11 protein-coding genes and 1 pseudogene are annotated in these 15725 nt (G+C 65.4%); 6 read left to right on the top strand and 6 right to left on the bottom strand.

What is annotated here, in order from left to right:
• Positions 1–26: 26 nt before the first annotated feature.
• The 3 genes and pseudogenes from RQP53_RS07220 to RQP53_RS07230 form a co-directional block, all read right to left on the bottom strand.
• Positions 27–1028 (bottom strand): tetratricopeptide repeat protein, encoded by a 1002-nt coding sequence (locus tag RQP53_RS07220; RefSeq protein WP_315649544.1) that lies wholly within the window; start codon positions 1026–1028, stop codon positions 27–29.
• Positions 1029–1078: 50 nt separating this feature from the next.
• Entirely contained in the window at positions 1079–2074 is a 996-nt protein-coding gene (locus tag RQP53_RS07225; RefSeq protein WP_315649545.1) for a tetratricopeptide repeat protein, read from the bottom strand.
• A gap of 233 nt (positions 2075–2307) precedes the next feature.
• Positions 2308–3231 (bottom strand): annotated as a pseudogene (locus tag RQP53_RS07230) (LysR family transcriptional regulator); the annotation flags it as partial.
• A gap of 108 nt (positions 3232–3339) precedes the next feature.
• On the opposite strand from RQP53_RS07230, the gene ilvD reads away from it, so the two are divergent.
• On the top strand, positions 3340–5019 hold the full coding sequence (gene ilvD / locus RQP53_RS07235) for a dihydroxy-acid dehydratase (protein ID WP_315649547.1): 1680 nt from the start codon (positions 3340–3342) through the stop codon (positions 5017–5019).
• A gap of 150 nt (positions 5020–5169) precedes the next feature.
• Positions 5170–5535, top strand: coding sequence for a hypothetical protein (locus tag RQP53_RS07240; protein WP_315649548.1), 366 nt, complete (start codon positions 5170–5172; stop codon positions 5533–5535).
• A gap of 46 nt (positions 5536–5581) precedes the next feature.
• On the opposite strand, the gene RQP53_RS07245 is transcribed toward RQP53_RS07240, so the two are convergent.
• Positions 5582–5827: a TIGR04438 family Trp-rich protein gene (locus RQP53_RS07245; RefSeq protein WP_315649549.1), complete on the bottom strand. Its 246-nt coding sequence runs from the start codon at positions 5825–5827 to the stop codon at positions 5582–5584.
• Between the two features lie 170 nt (positions 5828–5997).
• Between RQP53_RS07245 and RQP53_RS07250 the strand changes: the two genes are divergently transcribed.
• On the top strand, positions 5998–6306 hold the full coding sequence (locus RQP53_RS07250) for a c-type cytochrome (RefSeq protein WP_315649550.1): 309 nt from the start codon (positions 5998–6000) through the stop codon (positions 6304–6306).
• A 453-nt stretch (positions 6307–6759) separates the two neighbouring features.
• On the opposite strand, the gene acs is transcribed toward RQP53_RS07250, so the two are convergent.
• Positions 6760–8730, bottom strand: a complete 1971-nt coding sequence (gene acs, locus RQP53_RS07255; RefSeq protein ID WP_315649551.1) for an acetate--CoA ligase — start codon at positions 8728–8730, stop codon at positions 6760–6762.
• Positions 8731–9005: 275 nt separating this feature from the next.
• Here acs and RQP53_RS07260 point away from each other — a divergent pair, with 275 nt between their 5' ends.
• From RQP53_RS07260 to RQP53_RS07270, 3 genes are all read left to right on the top strand, one after another.
• Positions 9006–9641 (top strand): TIGR00645 family protein, encoded by a 636-nt coding sequence (locus RQP53_RS07260; protein ID WP_315649552.1) that lies wholly within the window; start codon positions 9006–9008, stop codon positions 9639–9641.
• Between the two features lie 354 nt (positions 9642–9995).
• Positions 9996–11537, top strand: a complete 1542-nt coding sequence (locus RQP53_RS07265; RefSeq protein WP_315649553.1) for a fumarate hydratase — start codon at positions 9996–9998, stop codon at positions 11535–11537.
• A gap of 365 nt (positions 11538–11902) precedes the next feature.
• A complete protein-coding gene (locus RQP53_RS07270) occupies positions 11903–13036 on the top strand; it encodes a branched-chain amino acid ABC transporter substrate-binding protein (protein ID WP_315649554.1) in 1134 nt (377 codons plus the stop codon).
• 6 nt (positions 13037–13042) lie between these two features.
• On the opposite strand, the gene RQP53_RS07275 is transcribed toward RQP53_RS07270, so the two are convergent.
• On the bottom strand, positions 13043–15718 hold the full coding sequence (locus RQP53_RS07275) for a 2-oxoglutarate dehydrogenase E1 component (RefSeq protein WP_315649555.1): 2676 nt from the start codon (positions 15716–15718) through the stop codon (positions 13043–13045).
• Between the last annotated feature and the right edge of the window lie 7 nt (positions 15719–15725).

The raw sequence follows: 15725 nt of genomic DNA on the forward strand, positions 1-15725 counted from the left end.
GAGATCCTCTAGAAACAAGCCGCGCATCATAGTGCCGGGCCCAGCTCGGCCAGGCGACGGCGGCAGTCCTCGACATTGTTCGGGCTGGCGCGGCGGTTCTGCAGATAGCGCTCAAAGGCGGCGCGCGCCAGCGCCTTCTCGCCCTTGGCCTGCAGTGCCACGCCGATGCGGTGGTCCAGCGGCAGTTGCTCGGCGCCATCGAGTGCGCGGGCGCGTTCGAACTGGCGGATCGCCTCGTCAAACTGTTCCATCGCGGTGTACATACGGCCCAGGCCATAGGCAGCCAGCGCATGGTTGGGCTGATCCTTCTGCAACTGCTCCAGCAAGGCCCTGGCCCGCGGGTACTGCTTCTGGTCGATCAGTTCCTTGGCGAGCAGCCCCCAGGCCAGGCGCAGTTCGGCGCGCAAGCCTTCGTCCGCACTCGGGCTGATGCTGCGCAGCTCCTTCTCCATCAGCGCCCAGTTTTTCTCGGTGGCTGCGGCACGGGCGCGCATCAATCGCGCGTAGTCAGGCTGGCTGCTGCGGACCTCGGCTTCGAGCTCGCGGGCCTTGGCGGCACCGCCACCGGCAATCGCCGGCACGATCAGGTAGTACTGCTGCAAGGCGCTGCGCGCCTCGATCATGTCGGGCTTCAGGCTCAGCGCGCGCAGGAAATTCGACTTGATGCGCCCGGCCAGCGACAAGGCCTTCAAGGCGCCACCATTGCTGGCCTGTACCGTCATCAGGCTGGCCAGCACATAGGGGCACAGGGCTTCGTCGGGCTTGTTGTCGACACAGTCCTGCATGCTGCGCAGGCCCTGTTCCTGACGCTTGTGATCGGCCAGATCGATCTGAGCCAGGGCCAGCGCGGCGCTGGCCTGCAAATCGCCAGGTTTTTCTCGCAGGCGCGTCAAGGCCTGGCGTTCCATCTCGTCGGCGCGGCCGGCATCGAGCAAGGCCTGCCAGGGCGGTTCACTGAACAGCGCCGCCTGGGCCGTGGGCAGGGCCAGGCTGAGGCCCAAGACAGCGGTAAGCAAAGACAGGCGCATGGCACTCCGGGATGAAGGCGCGCTGCGCCTGGCTGTGAGGGCCAGCCGACTCAACCGAGGCTGGAGAGGCGCTTGCGGGCGTCCTCCAGATTGCGCGGGTTGGTGCGCTTGCTGGCGATATAGCGTTCGAAGGCTGCCTTGGCCTGGGCCTTGTCCCCCTTGCCCTGCAGCGCAACGCCGAGTCGGTAGTCTATCGGCAGCTGCTCGGCACCTTCCAGACCGCGCGCGCGCTCGATCAGCTTGACGGCCTCGTCAAACTGGCCTTGCTCGGTGGCCACACGGCCCAGGCCGTACGCCCCCCAGGCCGCTTGCGGCTGCAACTGCTGCAACTGCTCGTACCAGCTCTTGGCCTTGGCCCATTGCTTGTCCTGCAGATAGCCGATGCCAAAGCTGCCGCAGGTCTGGCGCCATTCGTTGTTCAGCCAGGCGTTGTCGCCGGGCTTGAAGCTCAGCAGCTCCCGCTCGGCCTCGGCCAGCTTGCCATCTTGCGCCAGCACGCGCGAACGCATCAGCTTGGCGAGTTCGGGCTGTGACTCGCGCACCTCCTGCGCCAATGCGCCGGCCTTGCTGATGCTGCCGCCAGCCACGCTGGGCGCCATCACATAGAACTGCTGCAGCGCCGCGCGGGCCTCGATGAAGCCGGGGTCGATCTCCAGCGCGCGGCTGAAGGCATCGCGGATCTTGCCGGTCAGGCTCATGGCCTTGAACATGCTGGCGCTCATCGCCTGCACGCCCAGCAGCGAGCCCAGCGCGTAGTGGCAGGCCGCCTCCTTGGGCTGCTGGGCCAGGCACTGCTCCATGCTGTGCACACCGGCTTCGACGCGCTTGTCGTCGCCGCTGTCCTTGGCCAATAGCGCCAGCGCGACAGCCGCCTGGGTATCGGCTGGGCTTTGCTTCAGCCGGGTTTGGGCCACGCGTTCCAGCTCTTCGGTCTTGTCCTTGTCCAACAGGGTCTGCAGTTGTGCGTCCTTGAAGACACTGGCCTGGGCGGCGCCCGTGGCGATGAGTACGGCGAGGGTCAGGTACGGCAGCTTCGAATGACGCATGGTGGGCACTGAATCCGATATGGATGGCTGTTGAGGGTGATGCTCTAACGGCCTGAACCTCCTTGGGTTGACCGTCCTGGCTTCGCCTTGCTGGCGCTTGGCGATGAGCGCGCATTGTGCTGATCTGAGCCCGTTTTGCCAGCCCTGCCTTTAGTCATCGCCGCATTCAAGGGGGATGAGGCAGCCAGCGAGGCCTGTCGCCGCTCACGCCCGGCAGGCTTCAGCGCTGAGCGCACATGCTCGATAAAACGTGACACCACGGGTGCGGCCTGTGGTGCCGCGGTGGCCACCGTGCGCTCGCGCCAGATCAGGCTGGTTTCGCTCATGGGCAGACCAGCAGGCAGCTGCCGGGCAGACAAGCGCTGGTACTGCACCCCCTCGCGCTGCAGCGCGCTGACCGCTTCCGGCACCCAGGCCACGCCCATGCCGGCGGAGACCAGATGGATGATGGTCTGCATCTGTATCGCTTCCTGCGCAATCTGCGGCTGCTGGCCCTGGGCCCGGTAGAACGCCATCAGCTCGTCGAACAGCGACGGCGCAATCTCGCGCGGAAAGATCACCAGCGGCTGAGCAAGCATCTGCGCCAGCGCGGCCTTGCCCGCCGCGAACTGCTGGCTCTCCGCATGGGCCAGCACCAGCGGCTCGACGGCGATGCGCAGGCTGGCAAAGCCGGCCGGCACCGCGCCCGGTGCGTGAATCACGAAGCCGGCGTCGAGCTCGTCGCGTTCAAAGGCCTGCAGCTGCACATCCAGTGTGGCCTCGTGCAGGCTCAGTGCAATACCGGGGTAGCGCTCGCGAAAGCCGCGCAACCACTGCGGCATCGCCCCGTAGCCGACGGTGGAAACAAAGCCCAGCCGCAACCGCCCCTGCTCGCCGCCGGCAGCGGCACACACCAGCGCCGGCAGCTGCTCCAGCTCGCTCAGGCACCGCTGTGCGGCCTCGCGCAGGGCCGCGCCCGCTGGCGTCAGCACGACGGTGCGCCGGGTGCGCGTGAACAGCGGCACGCCCAAGCTCTGCTCCAGCTTTTGAATCGCCATGCTGAGTGGCGGCTGCGTCATGTGCAGGCGCTCGGCAGCACGACCGAAGTGCAACTCCTCGGCCAGCACCAGAAACTGCTTCAGGCTGCGTATTTCCATTTGATCGTTCCTGCCGGCCATTGGCCACTGATACACGCGATAGATCAATTCTCCGTCAAACATATATTGGACGCCGCCTGTGACGCGTTCGATACTGCAGGCTTCACCGCTCCCCTGCCCGCAAATACCATGAGCTTCAATCGCCGCTCCAAGAACATCACCGAAGGCGTGGCCCGCGCGCCCAATCGCTCCATGTACTACGGCATGGGCTACCAGCAGGAAGACTTCGGCAAGCCGATGATCGGCGTGGCCAATGGGCATTCGACGATCACGCCCTGCAACTCCGGGCTGCAGAAGCTGGCCGACGCTGCGGTGATCGGCCTGAAGGAAGCCGGTGCCAACCCGCAGATCTTCGGCACGCCGACGATCAGCGACGGCATGGCCATGGGCACCGAGGGCATGAAGTACAGCCTGGTGTCGCGCGAGGTGATTTCCGATTGCGTCGAGACCTGCGTCGGCGGCCAGTGGATGGACGGCGTGATCGTCATCGGCGGCTGCGACAAGAACATGCCCGGCGGCATGATGGGCATGCTGCGCGCCAATGTGCCGGCGCTCTACGTCTATGGCGGCACCATCCTGCCCGGCAAGTACAAGGGCCAGGACCTGAACATCGTCAGCGTGTTCGAGGCCGTCGGCCAGTTCAGTGCCGGCAAGATGAATGAGGAAGACTTCTGCGAGATCGAGCGCCGCGCGATCCCCGGCAGCGGTTCCTGTGGCGGCATGTACACCGCCAACACGATGAGCTCGGCCTTCGAGGCGCTGGGCATGAGCCTGCCCTACTCGTCGACCATGGCCAATGTCGAAGACGAGGTCGTCGCCAATGTGAAGCAGGCGGCGGCCGTGCTGGTCGAGGCGGTCAAGAAGGACCTGAAGCCGCGCGACATCGTCACCAAGCAGGCGATCGAGAACGCCGTGGCGGTGATCATGGCCACCGGTGGTTCCACGAACGCAGTGCTGCACTTCCTGGCCATCGCCCATGCCGCCGAGGTCGACTGGACCATCGACGATTTCGAGCGCGTGCGCCGCAAGACGCCGGTGCTCTGCGATCTCAAGCCCAGCGGCAAGTACCTGGCCATCGATCTGCACCATGCCGGCGGCATCCCGGCGGTGATGAAGGAGCTGCTCAAGCACGGTCTGCTGCACGGCGACGCGATGACCATCACCGGCAAGACGGTGGCCGAGAACCTCGCCGAGGTGCCGGACCTGCGTGCCGATCAGGACGTCATCCGCCCGGTCACGCAGCCGATCTATGCCGAAGGCCATCTGGCCATCCTCAAGGGCAATCTGAGCCCCGAGGGCTGCGTGGCCAAGATCACCGGCCTGAAGAACCCTGTCATCACCGGCCCGGCCCGCGTGTTCGATGACGAACAATCGGCGCTGGCCGCCATCATGGGCGGCAAGATCGTCGCCGGCGATGTGATGGTGCTGCGCTATCTGGGGCCCAAGGGCGGGCCCGGCATGCCGGAAATGCTGGCCCCCACCGGCGCGCTGATCGGCCAGGGCCTGGGCGAGAGCGTCGGGCTGATCACCGATGGTCGCTTCTCCGGTGGCACCTGGGGCATGGTCGTCGGCCACGTGGCACCCGAAGCCTATGAGGGCGGGGTGATCGCCCTGGTCAAGGAAGGTGACTCCATCACCATCGACGCCCACAAGCTGCAGTTGGAGCTGCATGTGGACGCCGCCGAGCTGGCCGCGCGCAAGGCCGCCTGGGTGAAGCCGGCGCCGCGCTACACCCGGGGCGTGCTGGCCAAGTTCGCCAAGAACGCCTCCAGCGCCAGCTCGGGCGCGGTGCTGGACCGCTTCGAGTAAGGGGCAGCACAGGGGCCTGTCGCCGGCTGGGCGCGCCCATGCCGGCGATTCTGCAGTTCGTCGGCCGCACGAAGACAGGCCACGCATGGCTTTGCAGAATTCGCGGCATTCGAGCCATCCCGGCTTCGACCCAGCGACTAAGAACCCGCCATGCGCCCTACCCGCCTGTTTGCCAGCACCTTGAGCCTGGCCCTGATTTCCGCCCTGATCAGCGGCTGCGCCATTTCCGTGACGACCACCGGCGAGACCGGCAGCGTCAAGACCAAGACCGTCGGCGGCGCCACCCGTTTCCAATGCGTGCAAAGTCCGAGCGGCGACTGCAATTACGCGCTGTTCACCAGCCGCTGCCAAAGCGTTGATGGCGACAGCGGCAAGCCGACGACCAGCTGCACCTACCAGGTCTTTGAAGAGTTCAGCGTCGCCGTTGGCGATACCCGCGAGGTGAAGAATCTGCCGTCCAACTACAAGCAATGCATGAAGGGCGGCGGCCGCCCACAGATTCCGAACTGCGATTGAGCGCCGGCTTTGACTGGCTCAGTACATAAGCCAGCCAGAGCAAGCTTCAGGAGCGGCGTTGCCTGTCGCTCTGACCCAGGTTCTCAACCGCACGCTGCCGGCGCGCGGCCTTCTTGGCGTCCATCGCTTCCATGGCCTTGCGCTGGGTGTAACCCGAGCTGTCCGCCCAGGCCCACCACAGGGCGGCCAGTCCAAAGGGCAGCAGGATGACGATCCAGCTCCAGTGCGCCACCGGCACCACGCCCAGCAGCTTCAACAGCAGCAGCACGACACCCAATCCGACCATCCACATACACGCAATCCTTGTCGCTTTCCGGGTACGCGCGTCGCAGCAGCTTGGTCTGCAGCGAGCTGGCCCACCCGTACAATCCCTGAGAAGGGTTCCTGCTTGAAACTGTAGTGCAGTTCCGCTCATGGGCCCGCGGTGTTTTCCCCCCACAGCCGAAGACAAGGAAACAAAGCATGAAGTCGATCCTGATTGCCGTGGCCGCCCTGGCCGCCACGCTGAGCGCCCCGGCCTTTGCCAACGCCGATCTGGCCAAGGCCAAGAACTGCATGACCTGCCACGCCGTTGACAAGAAGATCGTCGGCCCGGCCTACAAGGACGTGGCCGCCAAGTACGCCAAGGACAAGGACGCCACCGCCAAGCTGGCCGAAAAAATCATCAAGGGTGGCTCCGGCGCCTGGGGCCCGGTGCCCATGCCCCCGAACACGCAAGTGACGCCCGATGAAGCCAAGAAGCTGGCGGCCTGGGTGCTCACGGTGAAGTAAAGACCACCCCCTACCGGCTTCGCCGGCCCCCTCAAGGGGGCGCGCCCGTAGGACCGGCAGAGCCGGATCCTCGGGCGCCGCTGGATGAGTCAAGGCCCGCCGTTTGGCGGGCCTTTCCTTTTGGCTCTTTGCGCGCTAGCTGTTGATCAGCCAAAACAAACCACAGAGCCACAGAGTCGCAGAGGAATTCACAGAGGGAACAAAGGTTCGCTGCGTTTTTCTCTGTGTCTCAGTGCCTCTGTGGTTGCCTTTGTTTGTTTCCAGAGCAGCCACACTTAACGCCAAAAGAGCCTTCCTTCTTGATCGCGCGCTTGCGTCAGCACTGCGACGGTACAAGCGGAAAGGCCCGCCAAAGGCGGGCCTTGACACATCCAGCGAGGCTCGCAGATCCGGCTTTGCCGGTCTGCCGAGCCTGCCCCCTTGAGGGGGCGCGCGCCAGCGCGTAGGGGGTGGTCAATAGGCTTGTCCGAGTTGCTCGAGGATGGCCGGGTTTTCGAGCGTGCTGGTGTCCTGCGTGACCGACTCGCCCTTGGCGACTGAGCGCAGCAGGCGGCGCATGATCTTGCCGGAGCGGGTCTTGGGCAGGTTGTCGCCGAAACGGATGTCCTTGGGCTTGGCGATCGGGCCGATTTCCTTGGCCACGTGGTCGCGCAGCTGCTTGGCAATCGCCTTGGCTTCGTCGCCGCTGGGACGGGGGCGCTTCAGCACGACGAAGGCGCAGATGGCCTCGCCGGTGGTGTCGTCGGGGCGGCCCACGACCGCCGCTTCGGCCACCAGCTCGGTGCAGCTGACCAGGGCCGATTCGATCTCCATCGTGCCCATCCGGTGGCCGGACACATTCAGCACATCGTCGATGCGGCCAGTGATCGTGAAATAGCCGGTTTCGGCATCTCGGATGGCGCCATCGCCAGCGAGGTAGTAACCCTTCAGCTCGCTCGGGTAGTAGCTCTTCTTGAAGCGCTCCGGATCGCCCCAGATGGTGCGGATCATCGACGGCCAAGGCTTCTTGACGACCAGGATGCCGCCCTGCCCGTTGGGCACATCGTTGCCGGTCTCGTCGACGATGGCGGTGGTGATGCCGGGGAAAGGCAGCGTGCAGGAGCCCGGCACCAGCGGCGTCGCGCCCGGCAGCGGGGTGATCATGTGGCCGCCGGTCTCGGTCTGCCAGAATGTGTCGACGATGGGGCAACGGCCACCGCCGACATGCTTGTGATACCACTCCCAGGCAGCCGGATTGATCGGCTCGCCGACCGAACCGAGCAGGCGCAGGCTGCTCAGGTCGTAACGATCCGGGTGCACGGCCTCATTGCTCTCGGCGGCCTTGATCAGCGAGCGGATCGCCGTCGGTGCGGTGTAGAAGATCGAGACCTTGTGTTTCTCGATCATCTGCCAGAAGCGGCCGGCATCCGGATAAGTGGGCACGCCTTCGAAGACGATCTCGGTGCCGCCCAGCGCCAGCGGGCCATAGGTGATGTATGTGTGACCGGTGACCCAGCCGATATCGGCCGTGCACCAGAACACGTCGTCAGGCTTCAGGTCGAAGGTCCATTTGGTCGTCAGCGCCGCGTGCAGCAGATAGCCGCCGGTGCTGTGCTGCACGCCCTTGGGTTTGCCTGTGGAGCCCGAGGTGTAGAGCAGGAACAGCGGATGCTCGGCCTCGACCCACTCGGGCTCGCAGACGGTCGGCTGGCCAGCCAGCACCTCGTGCAGCCACAAATCACGGCCTTCAACCCAGCCGATGGCGCCACCGGTGCGTTTGTAGACGATCACGTCCTTCAGCGTCGGGCAGGCGTTGTCGGCCAGCGCTTCGTCGACGATGGCCTTCAGCGGCAGGTGCTTGCCGCCACGCGCCTGTTCATCGGCGGTGATGATCATCACCGCGCCAGCATCCTGAACGCGGTCGCGCAGCGACTGCGCCGAGAAGCCGCCGAACACCACCGAGTGCGTCGCGCCGATGCGGGCGCAGGCCTGCATCGCTGCCACGCCTTCAATCGACATCGACATATAGATGACAACCCGGTCGCCCTTCTTGACGCCGCGCGCCTTCAGCGCATTGGCCAACTGGGCCGTGCGAGCCAGCAACTCGCTGTAGCTGACCTTGGTGACCGTGCCATCGTCGGCTTCGAAGATCAGGGCCGTCTTGTCGCCCAGGCCGCGCTCGACATTGCGATCCAGGCAGTTGTAGGACACGTTCAGCGTGCCGTCCTCGAACCACTTGAAGAACGGCGCCTCGCTGCTGTTGAGCACCTGGGTGAAGGGCTTCTTCCAGCTGACCAGCTCCCGCGCCAGACGCGCCCAATAGCCTTCGTAATCGGTCTCGGCTTCCTTGACCAGGGCCTCGTAGGCGGCCATGCCCGACACATGGGCCGCAGCCGTCGTCGCAGCCGAGGGGTGGTACAGCGTCTCCAGGGAACTATTGCTCATCGCGTCTCTCTCCTAAGCGGGGTGCGCCAGATTTGGAATCATCTTGGCGCTACTGTGCGGTTTGTCACTGACGAACCGCTTACTCTTGTACAAGACCATTGTGTCGCCCGCGCCGAGACTGCTGTGCGCTGGACGAGCACCGTGGCCGCATAGCGGCCTTTGCCTGTTCGCGCGGTCGACTCGGGACATCGCCTTTGCTGCGCCACATGAACCGCCACACGAACTGCCGCATCGTCTCACTAGAATCGGCCCGCCACGCTTCCAGAGAGTTACCAATGAGTTCCGAAAAGAATCTGAATCCCCGCCTCGGCCTGCTGCCCCAGCTGATTTTTGGCAGCCGCTGGCTGCAACTGCCGCTGTATCTGGGGCTGATCCTGGCGCAGGCGGTGTACGTCTACCAGTTCTGGACCGAGCTAGTGCACCTGATTGAGGCCGCCTTTGGCCACCAGGAGGCGCTGGTGACCCTGGTCAAGAGCATTGGCTACAAGGCCGCGGCCATCAAGGATGCCAGCGGGGCGGTGATCGGTTATGAGCCCATCGCCAAGCTGAACGAAACCATCATCATGCTGGTCGTGCTGGGCCTGATCGATGTGGTGATGATCTCCAATCTGCTGATCATGGTCATCGTCGGCGGCTACGAGACCTTTGTCTCGCGGATGAATCTTGATGGCCACCCGGACCAACCGGAGTGGCTCAGCCACGTCAACGCCTCGGTGCTGAAGGTCAAGCTGGCCACCGCCATCATTGGCATCTCGTCGATCCACCTGCTCAAGACCTTCATCAACGCCGACAACTACAGCGAAAAGACGCTGATGTGGCAGACCCTGATCCACATCGCCTTCCTGCTCTCGGCCATGGCCATCGCGATGACCGACCGCCTGCTCGGCCACGCCAAGGACGCCCAGCACTGAGCGTCTGCTCGCGCCACCTCCAGGCCCACGGCAAGCCGGCCAGCATCGAGCCCCCGGGCACGGCAAGCTTGGGCAGGGCCTCGTAGCAGGCGCCCGGGCCGGCAAAAGCTCAGCCACCGGCCGTTACACCGGCGAAGCAGCACCGCCTGCCTGGCCCCGCCACCGCCGCGCCCCTTGATCGCGCTTTGCTGCACCCAAGATCGGCCCAGCCGGCTTCGCTACACTGACAGGCATCACAGCCTGCGCCAGGCCCTCAGGCCCGGCTTTCAGCGCGCTGCAAGCCAAAGCTGGCATCGTGCCGTAGTTTTCAGCCTGCCCAAGCACTTCCCGCCCCACTCACGTTGGACTCACACCATGAGCACACAGATTCGATACGCTGATCTGGTCGACAGCGTCGCCGCCGCCCTGCAGTACATCAGCTACTACCACCCGGCCGACTACATCGCCCACCTGGCCCGCGCCTATGAGCGCGAGCAAAGCCCGGCGGCCAAGGACGCGATCGCGCAGATCCTGACCAACAGCCGCATGTGCGCCGAAGGCCGTCGCCCGATCTGCCAGGACACCGGCATCGTCAATGTGTTCCTGAAGATCGGCATGGATGTGCGCTGGCTCGACTTCCCGGACTCGATCCAGGACGCCATCAACGAAGGCGTGCGCCGCGCCTACAACCATCCGGACAACAAGCTGCGCGCCTCGGTCTTGAGCGACCCAATCTTCGAGCGCAAGAACACCAAGGACAACACACCGGCCGTGATCTTCATGGAGGTCGTACCCGGCAACACCGTGGACGTGATCGTCGCGGCCAAGGGCGGCGGCTCGGAGAACAAGAGCAAGGTGTATATGCTCAACCCGAGCGACAACATCGTCGACTGGGTGTTGAAGACGGTGCCGACCATGGGCGCCGGCTGGTGCCCGCCGGGCATGCTGGGCATCGGCGTCGGCGGCACGGCCGAAAAGGCGGCGCTGCTGGCCAAGGAAGCGCTGATGGACGATATCGATATGTACGAGCTGCTCGAACGCGGCCCGCAGAACAAGCTCGAGGAGCTACGTATCGAGTTGTACGAGAAGGTCAACGCCCTGGGCATTGGCGCGCAGGGCCTGGGCGGCCTGACCACGGTGCTGGACGTCAAGATCAAGACCTACCCGACCCACGCCGCGTCCAAGCCGATCGCGATGATCCCCAACTGCGCGGCCACCCGCCATGCGCATTTCGTGCTCGACGGCAGCGGCCCCAGCTACCTGACCCCGCCTAGCCTGGACCTGTGGCCCGATGTGCACTGGGCGCCGGACTACAACAAGAGCAAGCGCGTCGACCTGAACACGCTGACCAAGGCCGAAGTGGCCAGCTGGAAGCCGGGCGACACTCTGCTCTTGAACGGCAAGATGCTGACCGGCCGCGACGCTGCCCACAAGCGCATCCAGGACATGCTGGCCCGCGGCGAGAAGCTGCCGGTGGACTTCACCAACCGGGTCATCTACTACGTCGGCCCGGTGGATCCGGTGCGCGACGAGGTCGTCGGCCCGGCCGGCCCGACCACGGCCACGCGGATGGACAAATTCACCCGCATGATGCTGGAACAGACCGGCCTGATCGCCATGGTCGGCAAGGCCGAACGCGGCCAGATCGCCATCGATGCGATCAAGGACAACCAGAGCGCCTACCTGATGGCCGTCGGCGGCGCCGCCTACCTGGTCAGCAAGGCGATCAAGGCCGCCCCGGTGGTCGGCTTTGCCGACCTGGGCATGGAAGCAATCTACGAGTTCGACGTGGTCGACATGCCGGTGACGGTGGCGGTGGATGCCGGCGGCACCAGCGCCCATGTGACCGGCCCGGCCGACTGGCAGCAACGCATCGCCAGCGGCAAGACCGTCAGCATCCCGGTCAACGCCGCCTGATCACCGGGCAGCGGGTCAACCAAGAAGCCACCTGCGGGTGGCTTCTTCATGTAGTGCGTTTGGCGCCAATTGCTGAATCCCTGAAAGCAGCCAAAGGCAAGCACAGCGGCATTGAGTCACAGAGAAAAACTAGTCGAACCCTGGTGTCCCCTGTGAATTCCTCTGTGCCTCAGTGCCTCTGTGGTTGGGTTTCGTGTGCCGGTGGCCGAGCATCAAATAGGGTCCAAAGAGCCTTTTCATGTGCCATGGCGTCGTGGCGCCTGTATTCCGCCATCCGTGAACAAAGCACAACAAATTCCCGCCCGCCAGATGGGTGGGAGCGCCCGGCCCTTTCTAGAATGCGCCATCACTTCTGAAGCCTGACCATGCAAAGACGTTCCCTCCTCCTCGCCGGCAGCCTCGCCCCCCTGTTCAGCGCCTGCTCGCGCCTGCCCGACACCGTGCGTATCGGCGTGGCCCAGCCGCTCAGCGGACCGCTGGCACGCCTGGGCAAGGACATGCTGGCCGGCGTGGAAATGGCGGTCAAGGACATCAATGCCGCCGGCTTCTCGGTCAAGGGCCAGCGCATCACGCTGGAAGTGGTGGCGCGTGACGACAAGTCCGATGCAGAGACGGGCAAGAAGATCGCTCAGGAGCTGGTCGAGGCCGGCGTGATCGCCGTGGTCGGCAACCTGAATTCCGGTGTCAGCATTGCATCGGCACCGATCTACGGCGCCGCCGGCATCGCCCAGCTGGCAATCTCGACCAACCCCAAGTTCACCCAGCTTGATCTGCCGACCACGCTGCGCCTGGTCGCCAACGACGATCTGCAGGCCAAGGCCATGGCCGGCTATGCGGTGCAACAGATGGGCGCACAGACCTTCTGTTTGATTGACGACAACACGCCCTATGGCAAGGGCCTGCTGGTCGGCGTCGAGGCGCATATGAAGAAGCTGGGCAAGACGCCGGCGCTGAAGGCCTCGCTGGACGACAAAACCACCACTTTCGACGAGCTGCTGCCCAAGATGGCCGCCGCCAAGATCGACTGCGTGATCACCACGCTGGCCGATTTCCAGGTCGAGGCGCTGATGAAGGGCATGGCCCGCGTCGGCCTGAAGGATGCCCAGCTGCTGGGTGGCGACACCATCAAGACCGACCTGTTGCCCAAGGGCCAGCTGCCGATCCGTCGCGTGATGGCCACCTCGCCCATCATCGAGCCCTATGAGTTCAGTGCCGGCAAGGCCTTCCAGCAGCGTTTCAACAAGGAACAGAAGCAGGATATCGCCTACGGTGCCCACTATGCCTACGACGCCGTCTACTCGATCAGCCAGGGCCTGCTGCGCGCCGGCAGCGCTGATCCCAAGCAGGTGCTGGCGGCGATGAAGTCACTCGACCTGCACGGCCCGGTGACCAGCGGCCTGCGCTATGCCGACAACGGCGAACAGCGCTTCGGCACCATCAGCGTCTACGGCATCGAGCATGGCCGCTGGCAATCGGTGATGCGCTCGGCCGACTGGTAAGCCTCCTCAGCCCCAGCCCAGCGCCTGCTCCACCAGCGCCTGCTGGATGGCGCGCTGGGCTTGCAGCGTCGAGGCGGCGCCGGTGGCCGTGCTGGGCGCAGCCACACAGCGCAGCTCAACGCCGGCCGGGCAGGCCTGCTGCAAGTCGTCACGGACGAAGGGCCAGGCGCCCTGGCGCAGCTGTTCCTCCTGCGCCCACACCAGTTCACCCAGCCAGGGCAGCGCCGCCAGCACGCGGTGCAGACCTTGGACGTCCAGCGGATAAAGCTGCTCCAGGCGCAGCAGCAGCGTGCGGCTGCGCCCACCCAACCTTCGCCGACCACGCACCAGGTCGTAGAACAGCTTGCCACTGCACAGCACCACCCGTTCCACCTGGCGAGCCGCGGGGGCATCGGGATCGGGCAACAGAGGCTGAAAACTGCCTTCAAGCATCGCCTGCAAGGGCGCATGTGAACCCGGCTCCTCGTGCAGCACCGCCTTGGGTGTCATCACGATCAGCGGCCGGCGCTCCGGGTCCAGCGCCTGGCGGCGCAGCAGATGGAACCATTGCGCCGAGGTCGAGGGGCAGGCCACGCGCAGATTCTCTTCGGCACACAGCGCCAGCCAGCGCCCCAGAAAGCCATTGGAATGCTCGGGGCCCACGCCCTCATGGCCATGCGGCAGCAGCACGACCAGGGCCGAGTCCCTGCCCCACTTGGCCGCACCCGAGGCGATGTATTGGTCGGCAAAGACCTGGGCGCCATTGACGAAGTCGCCGAACTGCGCCTCCCAGATCACCAGGCGCCGGCCGGCGCAAAGGCTGTAGCCGTATTCAAAGCCCAGTACGGCCTCCTCGGACAGGGGCGAGTTGTAGACCTCGAAGCGCGCGCCCGGCTGCTCCAGTGCGGCCAGCGGGACATGCCGGACGGGCAGGCCACCGGCCGCCGTCTGCCCCTGCCAGACCGCCAGCCGATGAAAGAAGGTGCCGCGCTGCACATCCATGCCCGAGATGCGTATGCCGACGCCGGCGCGCAAGAGGCTGGCATAGGCCATGTTCTCGGCAAAGCGCCAATCGACCGGCTGCCAGCGGTCTCCCGCCATGCTGCGCCAATCCTCGATCAACGTCCGCACCATCGGGTGCGGCAGAAAACCCGGCGGCAGGGCCACCATGGCCTCGACCATGGCCGCATGATCGCCCTGATCAGGCAGGGGATGTCGTGCATCGCCCTCGAGCGCTCGCGGCAGCGGCGCTGGCTGCTCAGGCGGCACCTGGCCAGCGCCGCTGAACAGGCTGAGTGCCCGCTCCTGCCTCGGCGCCAGCACGGTGGCGATATCGCCGCCGGGCAGCCAGCCTGCCGCTTGCAGGCGCCGCGCAAAACGCTCGACCACCGTGGGCGTTGCTTTGATGCAGGCCTGACGCAGCGGGCTGCTCAACTCCGGCACATCACTCTCGGAGTGTCCCAACCGCCGGTAGCCGACCAGATCGATAAAGACATCGGCGCTGAAGCGGCTGCGATAGGCCAAGGCCAATGCCGCCGCCCGCGCCAGCAGTTCCGGCGCATCGGCGTTCACTCGCAGCACCGGTGCATCGATCATCCGTGCCACATCGGTGCAATAGCGTGGCGCCTGGGCATCGGGCTGCTGGGCTTCGGTGAAACCAACCTGGTTGTTGATGACGATATGCACTGCGCCGCCGATGCCATAGCCCTGCTTGTGCGCCAGCATCAGTGTTTCCATCACCACGCCCTGGCCCGCCAATGCCGCGTCGCCATGCAGCAGCAAGGCCATCGCCCGCCGCCGCTGCGGGCCATCGTCGCCATCTTGGCTGGCCCGCGTCATCCCGCAGATCACCGGTTGCACACTTTGCAGGTGCGATGGGTTGTCTGCCAGGCGCAGGCGCAAAGGCCCGTGCGGCGTCTGCAGCACGCGCTCGGCGCCGCGATGGTAGATAAGGTCATTGCCGTCCGCCGAATCTTTGCCGGATGCGGGCGTCAGCAGCTCGAAGGCCGCCAGCACCCGCTCAGGCGGCAGTCCCAGCAGATTCACCAGCACATTGAGACGGCCGCGGTGCGGCATGCCCATCATCACCTGCTCGACACCATGGGCGCAGGCCGCCTCGAGCACGGCATCGAGCAGCGGCAGCAAGGCCTCCAGCCCCTGCAGCGAGAAACGCTTGCCCTGCGGGAAGCTGTTCGCCGCATGCTGCTCCCAGCATTGCGCCGCCACCAAGCGTTCCAGCAAAGCCAGGGCCTGCTCGCGCTGCTGCAGGTCGGGAGGCGCTTCAGCCTCCATCGCTGCGAACAGCCATTCGCGCCGCGTCGGGTTGCGCACGGCGCTGGCATCGAGCGTCATTTCGCCGCAATAGCAGGCGCGCAAACGCGCTTGCAAGTCGCCGACATCGCTGGCGGCCAGCACCCAGGAATGCCCGGCAAGCTGAGCGCTGGCCCGCTCTGCGCCAAGCTCGTGAGTTGGCTCATCGAGTTTGAGCCCGAACTGTGCCGCATCCAGCTGGGCCGGATCGACCGGGCTGGCCAGCCCCAGCGGATCCAATGTTGCGCAGCGGTGCCCCTGTTCCCGGTAGGCCTCGACCAGCGACTGCAAGGCCAGGCGCAGGCCCGGCCTCGCGGTGATCAACTGCTCACCGAGCAAAAACATCGGGGTGTGCTCCACCCCGCCACGGCCCTCAGGCCTGGCTGTAGTCATGATGGTT

The sequence above is a fragment of the Roseateles aquae genome (assembly GCF_032337115.1).
Taxonomy (GTDB): domain Bacteria; phylum Pseudomonadota; class Gammaproteobacteria; order Burkholderiales; family Burkholderiaceae_C; genus Roseateles_C; species Roseateles_C aquae.

Coding starts and splice junctions, on each gene's coding strand:
- RQP53_RS07240 (WP_315649548.1), top strand. CDS start 5,170: ATGCGCCCTACCCGCCTGTTTGCCAGCACCTTGAGCCTGGCCCTGATT.
- RQP53_RS07225 (WP_315649545.1), bottom strand. CDS start 2,074: ATGCGTCATTCGAAGCTGCCGTACCTGACCCTCGCCGTACTCATCGCC.
- RQP53_RS07275 (WP_315649555.1), bottom strand. CDS start 15,718: ATGACTACAGCCAGGCCTGAGGGCCGTGGCGGGGTGGAGCACACCCCG.
- ilvD (WP_315649547.1), top strand. CDS start 3,340: ATGAGCTTCAATCGCCGCTCCAAGAACATCACCGAAGGCGTGGCCCGC.
- RQP53_RS07270 (WP_315649554.1), top strand. CDS start 11,903: ATGCAAAGACGTTCCCTCCTCCTCGCCGGCAGCCTCGCCCCCCTGTTC.
- RQP53_RS07250 (WP_315649550.1), top strand. CDS start 5,998: ATGAAGTCGATCCTGATTGCCGTGGCCGCCCTGGCCGCCACGCTGAGC.
- RQP53_RS07260 (WP_315649552.1), top strand. CDS start 9,006: ATGAGTTCCGAAAAGAATCTGAATCCCCGCCTCGGCCTGCTGCCCCAG.
- acs (WP_315649551.1), bottom strand. CDS start 8,730: ATGAGCAATAGTTCCCTGGAGACGCTGTACCACCCCTCGGCTGCGACG.
- RQP53_RS07265 (WP_315649553.1), top strand. CDS start 9,996: ATGAGCACACAGATTCGATACGCTGATCTGGTCGACAGCGTCGCCGCC.
- RQP53_RS07245 (WP_315649549.1), bottom strand. CDS start 5,827: ATGTGGATGGTCGGATTGGGTGTCGTGCTGCTGCTGTTGAAGCTGCTG.
- RQP53_RS07220 (WP_315649544.1), bottom strand. CDS start 1,028: ATGCGCCTGTCTTTGCTTACCGCTGTCTTGGGCCTCAGCCTGGCCCTG.